Annotated in this window: 4 protein-coding genes; all 4 read right to left on the bottom strand. The window is 66.7% G+C overall.

Features of this window, described 5'->3' with window-relative positions; genetic code table 11:
- Positions 1-236: 236 nt before the first annotated feature.
- Genes ACQP2Y_RS03530 through ACQP2Y_RS03515 form a run of 4 tightly spaced genes read right to left on the bottom strand, consistent with a single transcriptional unit; the run spans position 237 to position 17726 of the window.
- Positions 237-2525: a UvrD-helicase domain-containing protein gene (locus ACQP2Y_RS03530; protein ID WP_433724538.1), complete on the bottom strand. Its 2289-nt coding sequence runs from the start codon at positions 2523-2525 to the stop codon at positions 237-239.
- Positions 2522-9265, bottom strand: coding sequence for a DEAD/DEAH box helicase (locus ACQP2Y_RS03525; protein ID WP_433724536.1), 6744 nt, complete (start codon positions 9263-9265; stop codon positions 2522-2524). Before ACQP2Y_RS03525 ends, ACQP2Y_RS03530 begins: the two co-directional genes overlap by 4 nt.
- Positions 9262-14775, bottom strand: coding sequence for a class I SAM-dependent DNA methyltransferase (locus tag ACQP2Y_RS03520; protein WP_433724534.1), 5514 nt, complete (start codon positions 14773-14775; stop codon positions 9262-9264). Before ACQP2Y_RS03520 ends, ACQP2Y_RS03525 begins: the two co-directional genes overlap by 4 nt.
- Positions 14772-17726, bottom strand: coding sequence for a DEAD/DEAH box helicase (locus ACQP2Y_RS03515; RefSeq protein ID WP_433724532.1), 2955 nt, complete (start codon positions 17724-17726; stop codon positions 14772-14774). Before ACQP2Y_RS03515 ends, ACQP2Y_RS03520 begins: the two co-directional genes overlap by 4 nt.
- Positions 17727-17734: the final 8 nt, after the last annotated feature.

Genomic DNA, 17734 nt, shown 5'->3' with positions numbered 1-17734 from the left:
GATCGGATGACGACCGCATTGTCGTGCCGAACCGATAGCGACAACGTCGGCGACGAGCCGTCGACCTGCGAGGATAGATGTAGGACTTGACCTACGCACCGCAACCACAGTCGAGCCAAGGGGCCCTACCGCGCCGCCAGAGGTTTGTAAGCCGTTTGAGTACACGCCCACTCATCACGTTACTAACGCGGACATCCGGATTGGAGGTCAGCACCGCGGCCGTCGGGTCCTTACTGTCAGCCGTCGACCACCGGGTCGAGCAAAGAGCTGGGGGTCCCGTGCCAGCTGATGGCAAGTACGTCCCGGGCTCGGGTCGCCGCGACGAACAGCAACGACCGGGCCTTGCGCTGCTCGTGCTCGTACCGCTGCGGGTCGGGCCGGCGGTAGCGTTCGATGTAGGGACGCGGGATCGCGCCCTTGCGCACGCCGACAATCGCCAGCCGCTGGTACTCAAGTCCCTTGAACCGGTGCATCGTCCCCACGTGGATCTCGCCGTCGCCGCGCGGCCCGTCCTTGGTGAGTTCGGCGCAGGTCAGGCCGCCTTGGGTTTCTAAATACTCGATGACCTGAGTCAGCTGTTCGTTGTCGGCGACTGCGACGGCGACGTGGCCGGCCGGGTCTTGGCGGAGGCCGTCGTCGTTTTCGTCGGAGAGCTCGTCGCGCCATCCCCGTAGCAGCGTGCCGACGCCGGCCAGTTCGTCCGGCCAATTCTGATATCCGGTGAATGTCGGCGCGGGGCCGTTCAGGACGGACCGGTATCCGGAGAGGTTGTCGACGCCGTCGTCGAGGTCGTCGTAGACGGTTTTGCTGCCTTCGGCGATCCGGAGGGCACGTTCCAAGATCTCCCGGGTGGTGCGGTAGCTGAGGGTCAACCGGCGTGAGCGGCCTCGGATGTTGATGCCCAAGGCGCCCAGGGAGACCTGGTGGTCATAGATCCGCTGGTGGGTGTCGCCGGCGATGAAGAGATCGTTCGGTCCCGGTTTGACCATGGCACGCAGCATCTTCCAATGAGCGGCGCGGAGGTCCTGGGCTTCGTCGACGACGACGTGCTTGTACCGGTATGGGGCGGGCCGGGAGCCGGAGCTGTCGTCGATGGCGGGAGGCGAGGCCTGGTAACGCTCCGCTGCGGCGGCGCGCTCGATCTCGAAGCGGGCGGCGCGTTCGGCGGCCTGACCCCAGGTCTCGGCGCCGAGCTTGTCCAGGCGGGCGGCGAACTGCTCGATGAGTTTCCAGACCTGGCTGCGTTCCGGCCGGGTGAGGGCTCGGCCACGCCCGCCGCGCCGGGCGCTGAAGTAGTCCGACCGGCTCCGCAGCGCCTGGCCGAGGATGACCTGCTCCCACTCGTCGAGGAGGAAGTCGGCCTCCCAGCGCTGTTCGTCGAGTTCGACGAGCAGTTGCCGCATCTCGGTGGTGGCTGCCTGGTCGCTGATGCGCTTGCGGCGATTGCGCTGGTCGGTGTTTTCGCCGATGACGCGGGCGGCGAGCTGGTCGATGTGCAGGACGTCGACCCGGGCCAGCAATTTCGGATCGCTGATCAGGGAGGTGAGGCGGAGCCGCAGATCGGCGGCGAGGTTGGCGGTGAAGGTGGTGAACAGGATCTGCACGCCGCCGTCGGTCAGCTGCTCGGCGAGGTGTTTGACGTGGTGCAGCGCGACGACGGTCTTGCCGGTGCCGGGACCGCCGGAGACCCGGACCGCGCCCGTGTAGTCGCGCCGGGCGATTTGGGCCTGGGTCGGGTGCAGGTAGAGCTTCCAGGTGCGGAAGCTTCCCTCGGCGAGGGCGGCCTGCACATCGTCGTCGACTGAAGAGACGTTGGTGCGGCTGACTGCGGTAGAGATGTCGGTGAGGTCCGGCTTTGTGGGCAGCTCTACCGGTCGGGTCACCTCTTCGAGCACCGAGTCGAGGCTCATCCCGGCGGCGAGCCCGTAAAGCACATCCTTGGACAGCAGCGGTGCGCCCGAAACGAGCCTGTCGAGTTCCTCGTCGGTGGTGACGGCCAAGGCCAGGTCGATGAGCTGCTCGGCGACCCCGAGGTCGCGGAGCTGGTCGGGGGTGAAGGCGCTGAGCAGGGGTGGACGGTCCAGGACCGGCTCCGGCTCGACCGACGGCGCTGGAGCCGGCATAGGCGTGGCGTCGGGCTCGGCCGGGGTGAGTGTGATCCCGGCACGCCGCAGGGAGCTGTCGCCCATCACCGCGAGGTCGACGAACTCCAGCTCTCCGGTGACCCGGTTGACCGCGACCTGGAGCTCGTCGTACACATCCTTGCGATGCCGGACCGCGATGATCAGCCAGTGCTGGCGGCCCCGGTCGTCGGTCTCCACCGGGATCAGCAGCGCCCGGTACGACTGGTTGATCTTGGCGCGGTGGATGCGGGAGTCGCCCTTGAGTTTCTTCAGGTCCAGACCGGGCTGGTCCGGGTTCTTCCGGAAGCGGTGGCAGAAGTCGTAGAACAGGCCCTTGACCGTCCGGTCGAGCTTGTAGAGCTCTTCCTCGGCCTTGTAGTGCAGGCTGAGTCGCGCGGTCATGATTCGGAGTCTTCCATGTCGGGCAGCAGGTCTTCGAGCTCGTCGAGGTGTTGGAGCCATTCGGCCGCGGTTCGCATCGTCCAGCCTTCCTTGGCGTAGGCCTCGTCCCGGTGCCGTGCGTCGGTGTCGTCACCGTGCAGGGCCACTACTGCGATCTTGAAGTTCGGCCGGACCCAGGCGAAGTCCACCTGCCAACGGCCGGCGCCGAGTTCGTAGCCGAACACGGGTGCGCGTTTGCCCCGGTCGGCCAGGCTACGGGCGAGAACACCGAGTTCACCGCCGTGTTCCGGCTCATCGTCGAGTATCTCCAGGATCTCGTCGTCCCACTGTGGGTCCCGCCGTCCGGATGTCGCCGCGGCGGGTTCGTCGACGCTGACCGATGGCTTCGGCGGCGGTGAGCCGTTCAGGGAGTCGAGTTCACCGACGCCGCCGCAGACGACGAGGGTGTCGAGGTCGAGTTCGGCGGCGGTGCTGTAGGCCAGTTGGACTCCGTCACCGCCGGCGTACGTTAGGAACTGGGTGAGGTTCGTCCAGTAGAGCCAGGAGCGCCAGCGCTTCCAGTGACCATCGTCGGTGAGTGCGACGTCACGGTCGTCGAGGGCCGCGAGCGCCGTCCAGCGCGGGTGGTCCGGATCGTTAGCGTCGAGGGTGGCGATGATCGGCAGCCCGGCCTGATCGTGCGTCCGGAAGACGTGCAGCGTGGCGTCCGGGTCGCCAGCAGGCGGGGGCTGTTCGGGCTGGCCGGCGGTGAGCCCGGTGAGTTCGGCACGGAGTGTCCGGGCCAGTTCCCGGCGGTCGGTCGTCGCCGTGAGCAGAGCGGTTCCCGGCTCGGCCAGCAGCCCGGTCAGCAGGGCGCCCGCCGCTGACGCCCACCGCCGTTCGTCGGGGTCCCGTAGGTAGGCGATTAGGGTGTTCACCGGGTTGGCGTAGACCATTCCGGGCAGCTGGGCCCGGATGCCGTCGAACTCCTCGTACGCGTCTTTGGCCTGTTCCTGCGCGGTTCCTGAGTACGGCGGCCAGACCGGCCGGGCGGACGTCGGCCGCTGTTCGAACAGCTCGATGTCGGACCAGGTGACCTGGAAGACGCGGTGGCCCCCGGCGCGCAGGACGGTGCGCTGCCGGGAGTCCGACGCGATGCGGTTGTGCTCAGGAGTGGCGTGGAAGCGGAAGCCCTCCAAGTAGACGGTGACGCTCTGGCTGGGACCGTCGACCCGGTTGAAGGTGAAGTCGGTCCTGGTCCGGCGCAGTTGCTGCTGGGCGGTCATCCGCCAGTGGACCAGGTCGGTGCCGCGGGCGAAGCGCAGGTGCCCGCTGGCGTGACCGTCCTCGTCGAGCGAGACGTCGTCGGTCACTGACACCCAGTCGCGCAGCAGGTCGAGGAAGCGCTGTTCGAGGTCGGACTCCAGCTGGCCGTCGAGTCCGATCTTCCGGGTGTTGGCGACCGGTTCGGTCTTCCAGCCGTCCTCGTCGAAGAGCAGCGAGCTGATCATTCGGATCGCGGTGTTGCGGGAGACGAGGTCCTGCTGCGGTTCGGGGGTGTATCGGTGCAGGCAGCGATGGCAGGCCCGGCGCTGTTCATCCTTGCACTTGCAGTCGAGCAGTGCGGCGTGCGCCTTCAGGAGCACCTTCTGGAAGTCCTCGGCCTTAGTGAGCCGGTCCAGGTAACCGGTGCCTCCCGGAAGCCGGTCGTAGAGGACCAGGAACCAGCGGCGTTCCCCGCTCGCCTGGTCCGGCATCGAGGCGACCGTGGTGTCCAGGTGCTGCGGGTCGCCGCCGAAGTGCAGGTCCACGCCCATCCGCAGCGCGGACCGGAAGGAGTGCACCCGGGTGTCGACGTCGGCAGCCGCGGCGGGGAGCAGGATGCGCAGCGCCTCGGTCCGCAACTGGTGAGCGAGCAGGACTGGCTCCTGCTTGATGTTGTCCGGCTTCCCGCGGCGCAGCGGGCACCACGGCCGGTGATTCTTCAGTTGCGGGTTGCGCGTCTGCGAGGAGGTGAGAGCGTCCGATTCCAGATTGAAGACCGGCTGGCCGTCCGCGCTCGTCGCCCCACATCCGGTGCAGACGTGGAACGGGTTGATCCGTACGGTGTGCCCGGCGAAGTCGTCCCGCGGCGGCGCGTCGTAGCGGGCCGGCCCGACGTTGATGCGCCGGATCATCGCGCGCCGGCAGTAGTCGACGCCGAAGGTCTGACTCGAGTGCCGCCACGACCCGGGGGCGATCTCGTCGTCGGGGAAGTCGACCGCGTCGACGACCGTGTAGAAGCGGCGGTCGCGCTCGTCCTTGTCGTCCCGGATGCGGGCGTCCTCCCGCAGGTCACGTGAGGTCACGGTCGACGGTTCGACGATCTGGAAGAGGCAGCCGTCGTCGGCGATGTAGGTGCTTTCGCATCGGGGGCAGGCAGAACGGTCGTGCACGGCGTCTTCGGTGCGGATGTACCCGCACCCCGGGCAGACGCGCCAGTGATGCCACTCGGGCCGGCCGGACGTGATGATGTCGATGCCGGTGATCTGGTGGCGGTAGCCGTTGACGTAGAAGGTGTTGCCGGGGGCGAACTCCTCCAGGGCGTATCGCCGGGGCCGCTGGTAGCTCACCGGTTTCGACTTGTACCGGGGCGTTTTGCCGTCCTTGGGGTTCACCCCGTCCGGGCCGTACAGCGTGGCGTTGAGTGTCGTGACGGTGTCGACCAGGGCGTAGTTGGGTAGCAGGCCCAGGTCGCACAACGCGCCCTGTGCTGTGGTGTTGCCGAGGTCCATGAGCCGTTTGCCGAGCGCTCGCCGCTCGGCGTCCAGCATCGCCTTCTCGTCTGCCTCGTCTGGATCGGAGTCGTGCAGCTCGTCGTAGGCCTCGCTGATCGTCCGGATCCGGGCCCGCAATCCTTCGTTCTGGCGTCGCCACTCCCGCTCGGCCTCTTCCAGGGCCGCCCGAAGACCGTGTGTGGCGTACTCGATGAGATCGTTACGCGCATCGTCGGTGACACCGCGCGGTAACAGGTCGGCGCCGTCGTCGCGGGGAAACAGCCGGAGGAAACCGTCCACGAGTTCGGCGGCCTGAGCGATGGCGACCTCGATGAGGTCGACGAGATACCCGGACGGCCCGAACAGCGCGTTCACCCGGTCCGGCAGCGCCCGCAGTACGACGCCGTCGGAGCGGGTCAAACGGCCGACCGCGGCGAGGTCGAGCAGGTGGGCGAGGTACTGCCGGCGCAGGATCTCCACCGCGGACAGGTAGCAGCCAGGCGGCACAATCGTCCCGGCGATGAGTTCCTTCGGCTGGTCCAGAAAATACAGGTCGCGCCGGGAGCGGTCGGCGATGGTAAGCAGGAACGCGTTGCCGGTACGCCGCCCGGCGCGTCCGGTCTGCTGGGCGTAGCCCGCTGGTCGGCGAGGCAGCGCGGCGAGCACCACAGCGGAGAGGTCCCCGATGTCGATACCCATCTCCAGCGTCGGCGTGCAGGACAGGACGTTCGGATTCTTGAACGCCACCACGCCCGTCTCGTCGGGCTTGCGGCCCTGCTTGAACGCCTGCTCGACCCGTTCCCGCTGCTGACGGGTGAGCATGCCGGTGTGTTCGGCGGTATTCACCTGATAGGTGCCAGCCTGCCGATAGAGCCGGCGGTAGTAGTCCTGGGTGTAGTCACGGTCGCGCTGGTGGCGCCCGAGTTCCATCGGCCGGTTGCCGGCGATCAACTGGCCGGTGCGGCACCGATAGGCGGGGCATCGCTGGCCGTGCCACTGGTCGAGCAACGACGGATGCACCGTCTGCTCCCAGAAACAGACCGGGCAGCGTACGAAGGCCTCCCGTACCTGGCTGTCGTCGAGCAGCAGGGCTTGGACGTTGCCCGGTTGCAGGCCGTAGATACGGGCGGAGGAATCATTCGGGGTACGGACGGACAGCAGCCCAGCCGAGGTCAGCTCGGGCAACAGCCGGTACCAGAACTCCGGGATGACCTCGCGGGATAGCCCGAGAGTGCGGCCCGCCCACCGCTCGTACCAGGACAGCCGGCCGGAGGCCACGTCGAAGTCGCTACCGTTCTTCGGCGCCGCGAGCAGAAACTTCGGCGCCGCGACCCGGTTCGGGAACGCTCGCATGCCCTGCGGGCGCTGCCCCCAGATGAAATACCGACTCGTCCCCGACTCGTCGATGTACTTGCTCAGCCACCGGTGCGAGACCGCGCCGCGGCTGCGGAGCCGTTCCAGAAACACTCGGACGAAACCCAGGTAGGTGGCGTCGTCGATCTCCAAGCTCGGTAGGCCCTCCCGGCCCAGATCGAGATGGATCTCCTTGACCAGCGCCGTTACGGCTGCCGGTTCGGCGACGTGGACATGCGCCGCCGCGGTACGGGTGAGTTCCAGGGTGCGGCCCCTCCGGGAGCGGAACCCGAACTCCATCAGCGTCTCGAAGGCCAGTCGCTGCCCGATCAACTGCCAGGTGGCCAGGTCACCGCCGCGCCCGCGCCCGGACAACAGCCGGTCGACACCGAGCAGACCATGCAGATCCGGAGGTACGACCGCGGCCAGCGTTTGCGCATCGGTTGTCGCCGACACCACGTCGGCGATCAGGTCGTTCAGCGCGGTGCCGGACTTATGTCGCAGGTGTGCGGCGAGTAACGCCCGCAGCGAGAACGTGTACGACCGGTTCGCCACGAAACCGGCCCGGTGGGCCGCATCCTGGACCGAGTCGTTGAACATGAGGGTCTTGTCCTCGAACGCCGCCTTGTCCAGCTCGCCGGCGGTGAACATCTGCGTGATCGCCGCTGCCGCCAGCGCTGCTGCCCCGGTGCCGAGGAAGCGGATGGCGTTGCGCTCACCGCACGCCGGGCACCAGTCCTCCGCCGCGGCCGTGTTCGCCGTCGAACCAAGGTTGACCAGCAGGAAGGTCGAATCCCGCGCGGTCAGTGCGGGCTGCCCGTCTTCGTTGTAGTCGGAGCCCGGGTCCGGCGGCCGCAGCCGCTGCCGGACGGCGTCCAGCACCATCAGCGTCCCGCCAGAAGCCTGTGCCGCCGACGGTGCTCCGACACGCTGGCCGGCATCACGCATGGTGTTGCCGCCGGCGCCCTCGGCGGCCTCCCGGTCAGTGGCAGCGATCAGGTAGCGGACCCGAACCTTGTCCTGCCCCGTCGAGGCCCGGCGGATCTTGTAACTGTCGAACTGGACATCCCAGTCGTCGCTCTCCGGTGAGAAGACCGCCCAGCCGGAGCGACCACAGTCCCGGCAGTAGACCGCCGGCAGGAACAGGTTCGCGGCCTGCCCGGCGGTAGCGGTGGTCACCGGCACGGTCACCGCGCCCGGATCGGCGCCGAGATCCCTGGTTCCGGCGACGTCCCACCGGAACTCTGCCTTTGGCCACGGCAGCACCCCACGCAGCAGCCGGGTCACGGCCCGAGCCCACTGGTGCACCTCCACGTGCACGAACGGCCGGAGCTCATCGGGCGACGAATCAGGATCTCGGGCGTACGAGAGCAGCGCGACGAACCTGGCCAACGCGGCAGCGGCCTTCTCCGGCTGCCGGGTGATCGCCGACGACCAGCTCTGCGCACCAGCACGCCACATCAGCCGCAGCACATCCGGGCCGGTCTTCACATCGCCCTCGAGAGCTAGAAGAAGCGCCTTCGTGAACAAGTGCCGTTTGAGTCGCCTGCCAAGCTCGATCTGATCCAGATCCTCGACACCGGTCACCGCATGCGCCAGCAACAGGAGCGCATCGTCCCCACTGGTCGGGTCCGGCAGTGCGAGCAACTCGTCCGGCGTCGGGGTCGGCAGAATCACGCCCTCATCCGGCAGCTCCCCGATATCGCCGAGTGGGATGAACTCGTCGATGGTGAGCCGGTCCTCGCCGACGATCGCCTCGGCGGTGAACGGGGTGCCGAACACCGCCGTCGCCACCTTCAGCAGATCCTGGGTGCCACGCTCGTCGGACGCCGAGGCGAGCGTCGCCGACGTGGCCACCGGGCAGATCCGTCCCAGCGGGCTGCCCTCCTCGCCGGCACCCACGACTGAGGCGAGTCGGCGCAGCAGCATCGCGACGTCGGTGCCCTGCGCGCCGTCGTAGGTATGGAACTCATCCGCGACCACGTACCGGAGGTCCGCGTCCTGCCACAGCGGCGCGTCGTCAACCCGCTGAAGGAGCAGGTCGAGCATCTTGTAGTTGGTGATCAGAATGTCCGGCGGGGTGAGCTGCATGTCCTGCCGACGGGTATAGACCCGCTCGTACTGAATCGCGGCCCGATCGCCGATGTAGAGACCGGCCGTCAGGGTGCCCAGCTCATCGCGGTGCCCGAGAAGCAGCTCGTTGATCCGCTGAGCCTGGTCGGTCGCGAGCGCGTTCATCGGGTACAGCAACAGCGCCTTCACCCCGGACCGCCCGGCCGCCCGCTCCCGGCGACAGTGATCGAGGATCGGGTAGAGGAACGACTCCGTCTTACCGGAGCCCGTGCCTGTTGTGACCAGCGTCGGCTCCGGCACGTGCCCGTTCGCCGAGCTCAGCCGGGCAAAAGCCCGAGCCTGATGGGCGTACGGGGTCCAACCCTCCCGCCGCCACTCCAAGTGTTCTTCCCAACCTGCAGCGGCGGTGGTGAATGGTGTCCTGATACGCAGGAAAGGGCCACGGAACATGCCCGCCGTCTCGTTGCCGAGGAAACGGTGCAGCGCCTCACGGGCACCCTCGTCGGCCAGGGCATACGTGGTCGAGAGGTACTGCAGCAGGCTCTCCTTCAGCCCACGCGCCTCCAAGGTCGGCCTCACTGCGACGCCGCCTTCCGAGTGACAGGATCCCACTCACCGCGAGTAATCGCCGCATCCAGCCGAGACTGGAACACGGCATGCGCCGCTTTCATCTCGGCTACCCGGTCCGCCTTGTAGAACGGAGGGATGAAGCCCTCCGGAGGCGCGATCGTCTTCGGCTCGGACTTATCGTTCTGGTACGCCTCGAACTGCGCCCAGGTCACCTTAGTCTGACGCTGACCGATAGTCCGGGGGTTCCCGGCGAGCTTCCAGCCGTCCGCGTCGAACCAGGTCACGGCTTCGTACTTCTGTAGAACGGGGAAGCGACCCCGGTAAGCCGCGACCAGAGCGTCGGCGCTCATCCCTAACCAGACGGCCACAAGTGCATCGATTTCGACTAGCGCGGCCCGTCGAACGCGCTCACTCCGCAGCGGCGTCTCAGAAGTCCATTCTGGCCCAACCGAAGCCAAAGATGGCAGGCCTGGCCAATCGATTGCCCACTCCTCACTGGTTAGCCATTCGGCGCTGTAAGTCTCCCCCCAGAGGTCGCGGTACGCTGAGGTAAGGCAGTTTAGGCGTAATGTCCGCAGAAGAAGCGCGGACGCTAAAGGGTGGTTGACCTCCGGTGCGGGCATCGCCTTAGCCACGGAAACGTGCAAGTTGGCGATTCCCGTTGCACGTAGAAGATAGTCAAGTGGAAGTGAAGCCAGGAAGCCCGCCGTCAAAGCGGTGTGGCGGTTGCTTGACATGAGCATGCTCTGCATGCCGTCGATATGTGTTGGCCCAGGCGGAATAAGGGCAGCGTACAAAGCTCGTTCTGTATTTGATGCAATGAGTCGCCGCCATGCGACTCGAAAGAACTCAACGTATGGCCGCCGAGACCTTTCGATCAGAACGGCATCGACCTTTTCAGGGTCAACGTCCGATTCTGGGATATTGCCAACTTCGGCGACTAGAGCCCGAGCGTCATTAACGGCCTCATCGTTCGCTCGGAGTTGCGCCAGTTCGACATGGTCGAGCCATCGATCCTGGGCTTTCCGGTACGCTTCCTCGCGTCCAGAGACGGCAAGATAAGCCGAGTCTGGGACGAAATCAGGTGGCAGGGATACTAAATCGACACCATATGGATCGTTGCTGTTCGCGTCATGTCGCTTGAATACCGGGGTGGCAATGCTTAGCTGCGTCCCTTTTAGGACAATCTCGCTCCAACTCTTGGGCTGATACGCCCGCCCAGTGATTGAATCCTCCCGGTTATAGTCGATTAGCTTTGCCTTCTTAGCCCCGGTTTCATTAAAGCCGGGCGAAATCTGTGGATTCAGCGCGCTCAGGCGCAACGGATGCTCGGCGATAGCTTCGATGGCGGATGCCTCTGCGATGCTCACCGGGAATAGCAGGCGTGCCTGATCGAGTGGCCGGTTCTCTTCATCAAGCAGCCTGCGCCAGACCGCAAGGACCTCATCATCCACGGTCACAACCCGGGAGCGGTGTGGTCGCTCATCAAACTCACGGTTCATGTACCTGATGCCGGGCACCTCACCTGAGCCGTCATGATCGCGAGAAAGGCGTAGTGCGTCGGCCGACACCAGCCATGACAAGTGATCGAACTTAATCTCCCCAGGCCGTCCGTAAACGTGGATGCCGAAGTGTGCGGTATCCCCGACCGGGCGAGGGAAGAAACGCTGGCCCGAGTTTACGAAGTCGCCGTGAACGCGGAGTCGGCGATACGCGGCTGCCCGCAGAAGTCCTTCCTTATCCCCCGTGAAGTGCGTGTCTGGGTGCAGCATGCCAGCGGTTCCACGATGAGAGGTGTGCGCCCACACCTGGCACATAAACGCTCGGTACAGATCTGGCAGGGTCCCTACCAGCAGGGGATACATCTGGGGTGACCCGAGAAGCGCAACTGTCGCACTGTTAGTGGTTACTTCATCTAGAGTAAAAGCTTTTACCTGCGGCTTCATGAAAAGTTCTCGCCGTCGGCGCTCCTTGTCGGCCTCGGACGGCCGGTCCGCTAGTTCGAACCACGGTTCGTACTCGGCCATCACGGCGTCAGCGTCCCAGCGGGGCCTTACCCATGGTGGGTTGCCCACCTGGAGATTAAAACCGCCGCGTTCGGTGAAGATCAGCGCGAACTCGAGCTCCCAGTGCAGGAAGCCCTGCCGGTCGGCGATATCGCGAACGAGCCGCAGCCACGGGAACCGGTCTTCCGGTGGTTTGGTGTCCATGCCCATGAACTGGGGCAGGAGATCCTCGAACTTCTTGAGTTCGTCGAGATCCTCGTATGCGTCAAGGAAGCTGTTCTGCGGGATGTCGGCGGTGCCGAGGACTGCTTCGAGGAAGTCCAGCCAGTCGTCGAGGTTCTTCAGGGGGATGACGCGGCGCAGCGACGGTGCCGAGGGCTTCGGGGTCTTCTTCGCCGCCTTCTTCTGTGGCTGTTGCGATACTGGGGCTGGTTCGGCCTCCAGGCCCCACCCGAGGTCATCGAAAGTCGTCTGGTCGCCGTCCAGCGGGAAGAGCGTCATCGGCCGCGCGATCATGCGCCTGGCAGCCGGCGCCGAGGGTGGGACCGCAGTGGCCGTCTCCTGCTGCGGCAGCTCGGCCGTTGGCTCGGTGCCGGGGAGTGTGGTACCGATCAGGCTGGCGAGACTGTCGCGGGTGACACTGCCATTGACTTCATACTCCTCATCGGTGCCGTCGAGGAGCCCTGCCTGGTGGGCTGGCCAGAACCAGAGGGCGCACCAGGCGTCCATGACCAGTTTTAGCCGCCAGTACGGGGTGTCGACTGCCTCGAAGAGGTCTCGAAGCACCTCCTCCTTGGCCGTCGATCGCTCGGGCTGGTGCAGGAAGCCGTACTCGGGTTCGTCCGGTCCGGCGCCCCAAATCGGGATCCGCCGAGCGATGTTCTGCTCGGACATCTCCATCCGCTTGACGACCGCGGCCCAGAGGAACTCGGCGCGTCGGGCAGCATCCCGGAGCCGGGTGAACTGGGAAGGCTTTTCCTGCTGCGGCTGCTTCGGGCTGCCGATCAGCTTCGGGGCGCCGTCCGCCTTGAGATGGGAGGTGTTCCTGGTCGGCCGCTGGAGGATACCCTTCTTCCAGTCAGCGAGTTTCTTGTTCTGGTCGGTGGAGAGCTGCTTCGCCTCGGTGTTGCCGGCGACCGCGGCCCAGCCCGGGGTGGGAAGCAGGAACTGGTGCACGGCGTCGGCCGGCAGCGGCTGGGGGTTGCCGTTCTCGTCACTCATCGGCAGCGGTGTCGGGACCAGGGTTCCCTTGGCCTTGAGCCACTCCTTGGCGGTGGAGCAGACGTCCTCGGCGGAGTAGACCGCGCGCCGGGCGCCGATGAGCGAGTTGCCGCGCCGCAGGTGTAGGCCGAACCAGGGCGCGAGCATGCCGGGGTGCATGGTGTTGAGCCACAGCGATACCTCGGCCAGCTCGACGCCGGTCGGGTTGAGGTCCACGCCGTATGCATTGTGCAGGGCGATGTAGGCCTTGACCCGCTGTTCTTCGGTGAGTACCTGACCAGACGGGATGGAGCGTCCCAGTTCGTCCTGTCTGCGGCGCAGGTATTCCTCGGCGACCTGGTTGATCGCCTCGTTCAGGAACGCGCCGGACCCGAGTGCCGGCTCGCAGAGCCGGTACGACAGCAGTTCCGCCGCCCGGGTCTTGATCGGGTTGCCGTCGGCGTCGCGCTCCTGGTCGAGACGTTCCTTGAGCGCCAGCTCGACAGTGACCTTCGTCAGCGACTCCGGCGTGTAGTACGAGGCGGAGGTCTCTCGCTCCCGGCCGGACAAGCGGTAGACGAACGAGCCCTTCGCGTACTTCTTGACGCCGCGCAGCCCATGCCGGGCGTCTGCCTCGCTGTAGCGGACCAGCGTCTCGTCCGGGTAGTCCTGCTGGCGGTGGGCGGGCACCAGCCACGAGCCCTCCTCCGGGTTCCCCTCGCGCGCGACCTCGCAGAGCTCCTCGTCGGCGATGACACCGCTGTAGGACATCAGACCCTCATAGACGGCACCGAGCTGGTTGATGCCGAGGTTGCGGTAAGAGATGAAGCCTCCGCGCTCGCCTTTCTTGCCCTGCTTCATGGTGAGCAGACGCAGCACCTCGTGCAGGGCAGCGTTGCGGGGCCGCAGGTCGAGCCAGCGCGGGTCTTCGTCCTCATCGCTGCGCGGGTCGAGGGTCTGCCTGCCGATCAGCCGGATGGCACCGGGTTCGAGCAGGGTGCTGCGAAGAGCTTCGAAACGCAGCCCGTGATCCTCACTGCGCCGTTCTGCCTTCTCCCGGCGGGTTTCCTCATCGTCGCCGGGAAGGTCATCGTCAGGTTCGGTGCCGTAGATCCGGTGCCCGAAGTTGACCTTGTTGAACAGCAGGTCCAGGGACGCGTACAGATGGAAGCCGTTTCTCGACTCCTCCTCGACGAGCTCTTCGTCGAGCGCGCACAGCTCCCGCAGCCGGGCCATCGAGTAGCCGCTCTCGTAGCTGTCGTCGTCGGTCGGCAGGATGCCCAGCTCGGGTCGGGCCTCGGCGTAGAGCAGGAAGAGGATCCGGTAGAGGTAGCGCAGGCACTCGCGGGTCAGCTCCCGGGCGAACGGCAGCTTCGGGCTCTCGATGTCCTCCGGGCGTACGTTGTTGGCCGGCTCCGCCATGCGGCGCAGGACCTCGTTGGCGAGAATCTCGACGGAGCGTTGCAGGCCGTGCCGCAGCTCCTTGGAGACGCCCACCGCATTGCTGCTGGAGCTCTTCAGCAGGACGTCGATCCGGCGGGTCGGATCGTTGTCGCCGGGGCGCAGCATGTCCCGGCTGAACAGGGCGGCGATGGTCGACAGCTCGCCGGTCTGGGTCCGGTCGTAACGTTCCAACGCCGTGTCGAGGTTCGCGGCGAGATAGCGTCCCTCGGCCCAGGTGCCGCGGTCGGCGAGGATGATCACGCCACCGTGCAGCAGCAGTACGAAACGCGGCCTGGTACCGCCGGGACCGCCGATCTCGCTCTGGAACAGCCACGACGCGAGCGCGGCGCCGCTCTCGTACCGCTCTGATCCGCTGACGTGCAGGGGATGCAGCAGTCGGCCGGCGCCGTTCGGGTCGAGGGCAGTGTCGGCGTTGCCGGTCCAGCCGCAGTCCAGCGCGATGATCCCGTCGGTGTGAAGCGCAACGGTGACGGTGTGGTCGCGGCCGGCCCGGTGGGCGACGAGCTCCACCGGTGCGGGCTCGAAGCCGAGGGCTCGCAATACCTCCTGGTACCACTCGGTCAGCCGCTTGCGCCACTCCGGGTTGGCGTACGTTGCCAGACTGGTCGGGCCGTCGCCGTCCGTTTCCACCGCCGCGGCGAAGTACCGCCGTCCGTCTTCGCCGAGGTAGCTGCCGCGTAGACCACGGATCAGCTCGCGCGGCGTACGCCGGTGGTCGTTCTCGTCGCCCTCGCGCCCGGTCCAGACCGCGAAGATCCCTTTCCGCAGATCGGTGTCCAGGTCTTCGGCCATGTAGTGCGCGGAGAGGTACTCGCCCCGGTTGGTGAGTGAGTCGTAGTCGCGGCTCATCGGTGTGTTCCCTTCCCCCCGTCAGCGAGCGGTTCCAGCACTGCCATGAGCCGCAACATCGGCGCCCCGACCGACTCCAGTGACGCCACCAGCTGCATTAGGCGTTCGGCCGTGCTGTCGACCTGTTGGTGATCCGGACGCGACCCGGCGAACAGCGCCTCCTGCTTCCACCTGCTGACCTTGTCCCGGTACGGCTCCAGGGTCCGCTTGATGTCGGCGCGATACCCGCCTTCGATCTCGCCGAAGTGCCGGCGGGCCTCCTCGATCGCGTCCGGCACCAGCTTCGTCAGCCCGTCCAGATCACTCGGTTCCGCGCGGGCGGGCATCCGCGGCCCGAGACCGTACTCGGCCAGCAACTCAGGAGTCAGTTCCTTGGTCTTGGGGTCATCGGGCAGGCCGGTGACCGCCATCCACTTGACGATCGTCGGCCGGCCGAGCCGGTTCGACGCGATGCCCTGCACCAGGAACACCGGCTCGGTCACGCCCGCGGCCAGGACCGGCGCCTCGTGCCGACCGACCTCGACGAGCACCTTGTCGGTGAGCCAGTCCAGCACCGGATGCACATCGGTCACGTAGGAGACCGTCGGCCACTGCGAGTCCGAACTCTCCCGTGCCGCCGTCAGCCGGGCGTCGGCGAGATCCTTGGAGAAGGTGATGCGCAGCCGGCCTGGTGAGTCCGGCCCCGGCAGGATCTGCTGCTCCTTCAGGTACGACCGGGGCAGCGACCGCAGCCGGTACAGCAGATCAGCCGGCGGCTCGAAGGCGATGGTGCCGTTGTCGTCGCGGTAGAGCGACAGCTGGTCCTCGGGGTTGGGGCGGCAGATCTGCCGCAGGCCCTCGTCGAAGTAGTCCGCCGTCGAGGAGAAGAGCTTCAAAACCTTTGCCCTCAGGACTTCCTTACGCTCCGGGACGGCGCCGACCTGGCCGACGAGTTTGGCGAGGAAACCGGTCCGACCGGCCCGGGACTTCTTGATCGACTGCTCGACAGTCCGGCCGGCGACCAGGTCCTTGATCAGCCGGTCCTCTTCCTCCTGCGCCCGGTACAGACCGGTCACGGCCTCCGCGGAGCCCTCGATCTTGTGGGCCTCGGCCTCACGCGCGAGCAGCTTCTCACCGACCAGACGGTCGTCCAGGGTGCGTGCCGCACCGGACTCCGGGTCGGTACGCCACGGCAGCTCGCTGGTGAGTACCAGGGCACGGAACTGCGGCGAGTGCTTCTGTCCGTACCGGTCGATGCGGCCGTTGCGCTGCTCGATCCGGATCAGTGACCACGGCAGGTCGTAGTGGATCAGGATGTGGCACTGCTGGTGAAGGTTGACGCCCTCGGAGGCGATGTCACCGGTGAACAGCATCCTGACCGGGGCGTCACGAAGGCCAAACGCTTCGACGATGCGCTGCTGCTCCTCATCCGAGGTCGACTCGCCGTGCATGACCTGCACCGCGCCACCGAACGCCGTCCACGGCTTGCGATCGGCCGCCTGAGCGACGGCCGGAAACCCGAGGGCGGCGGGAACGGCTTCGGCCAGCCAGGTGAGTGTCGGAATGCGCTCCGAGAAGATCACGACTCGGGTGTCCGAACCCGGCCCGACACCAAACTCACGCAACTGCGCCACCAGGGCGGTCAGCTTCGACGCGTCGTCATCCTGGATGCGCCCGGTCAGCTCCTGCAACGTCGTGAGGGCTGTCCGCTCCGCGAGGCGTGCCCTGTCCCCCGGCTTCTCGGCCAAGGACGCGTGGATCGTCTTCAACCGTGTCCGGATGGTCGCCTGTAATGCCCGGTGCGAGGAGAGGAACGACTTGAGTAGCTGGTACGGCACCAGCTGATGGGTGCTGACCGACGTGCCACCCTCGGCCGGGATCCACCGCTCGATCAGTTCCGCGAACACCGCGGCCTCAGCAGGGCCTGCTGATACGTGCACCGGTGTCGACGGCCCGCGATCCGGCCACGAACCGGTCAGCGAGTCCCGTACCTCCGGTGAGGTCTTCGTCCTCCGGATGTAAAGGTGTTCGAGCTTCTCGACGTCGTAGTTGGTCGGATCGGCGATCGCGGCCTCGTCCAGCATGTGAATCAGCTCGGCGAACGACTCCGCCCGCCCGTTGTGCGGCGTGGCCGAGGCGAGGATCAGCGCGTCGGTCTTGCGGGCGAGCAGCCGGGCCAGCTCATTGTTCTGGGTGCCCCGGTTGACCAGGTTGTGCGACTCGTCGATGACGACGGCGTCCCAGCCGGTCTGCTCCAGGTGATGGGCGTAGACGGCGCTCTTCAGCGTGTCTACCGAGATGATCGCCCGCTTGAAATACGCGAACGGGTTCCGGCCCGCCGGGATCTCCCTCTGCACCCGCTGGATGCCGGTCGAGTCCAGCCGGACCAGCGGGATCGCGAACCGCGTCCACAGCTCCCGCTGGAACTGCTCCAGGATGTGCTGCGGCGTCACCACGAGGATCCGCTCACCGCGACCGCGGCGGATCAGCTCGGCCAGCAGGATGCCGATCTCCAGGGTCTTACCCAGGCCCACCACGTCCGCGATCAGAACCCGCGGCTGCGGGTTCTTCATTGACAGCGCTAGCTCGGCAGGACGGAGCTGATGCACCTGCGGGTGCATCAGGAACCCGTCCGCGAGCGCGAGGCCGTGTTCAGTCTGCGGCAGCGCAGTCTTGCGGAACACCGCCTCCAGGAACAACCGGGCCCGCCGGTGATTCGCCGAGTCGTCCGCCACCAGCTTCGTCTCGCGCGGATCGAGGATCCGGATGTCGTCGAGGCTCTGGTAGAAGACGGCCTCCACACCGCGGACAAACGGTGACACCCCGGTCACCTCTATCATCCACTTGTCGCGGCGGGTGAACGTGCTCTTACGTACGAGCCACTGCTCATCGCGCACCAGAACCTGCGACCCCGGCGGAAAACCGGCCGGCACCTGTCCCTCACTGATCGCGGTCTCGGCTTCGACGCTCACCCTTTGCC

It is taken from the genome of Actinoplanes sp. CA-051413 (genome assembly GCF_050955795.1).
GTDB lineage: Bacteria > Actinomycetota > Actinomycetes > Mycobacteriales > Micromonosporaceae > Actinoplanes.
Note: the sequence above shows the minus strand (reverse complement) of the source record. Positions and strands in the feature narration are given on the sequence as shown.

What these genes read in the sequence shown, in the direction of transcription:
- ACQP2Y_RS03530 (WP_433724538.1), bottom strand. Translation starts at nt 2,525, where the DNA reads ATGACCGCGCGACTCAGCCTGCACTACAAGGCCGAGGAAGAGCTCTAC.
- ACQP2Y_RS03520 (WP_433724534.1), bottom strand. Translation starts at nt 14,775, where the DNA reads ATGAGCCGCGACTACGACTCACTCACCAACCGGGGCGAGTACCTCTCC.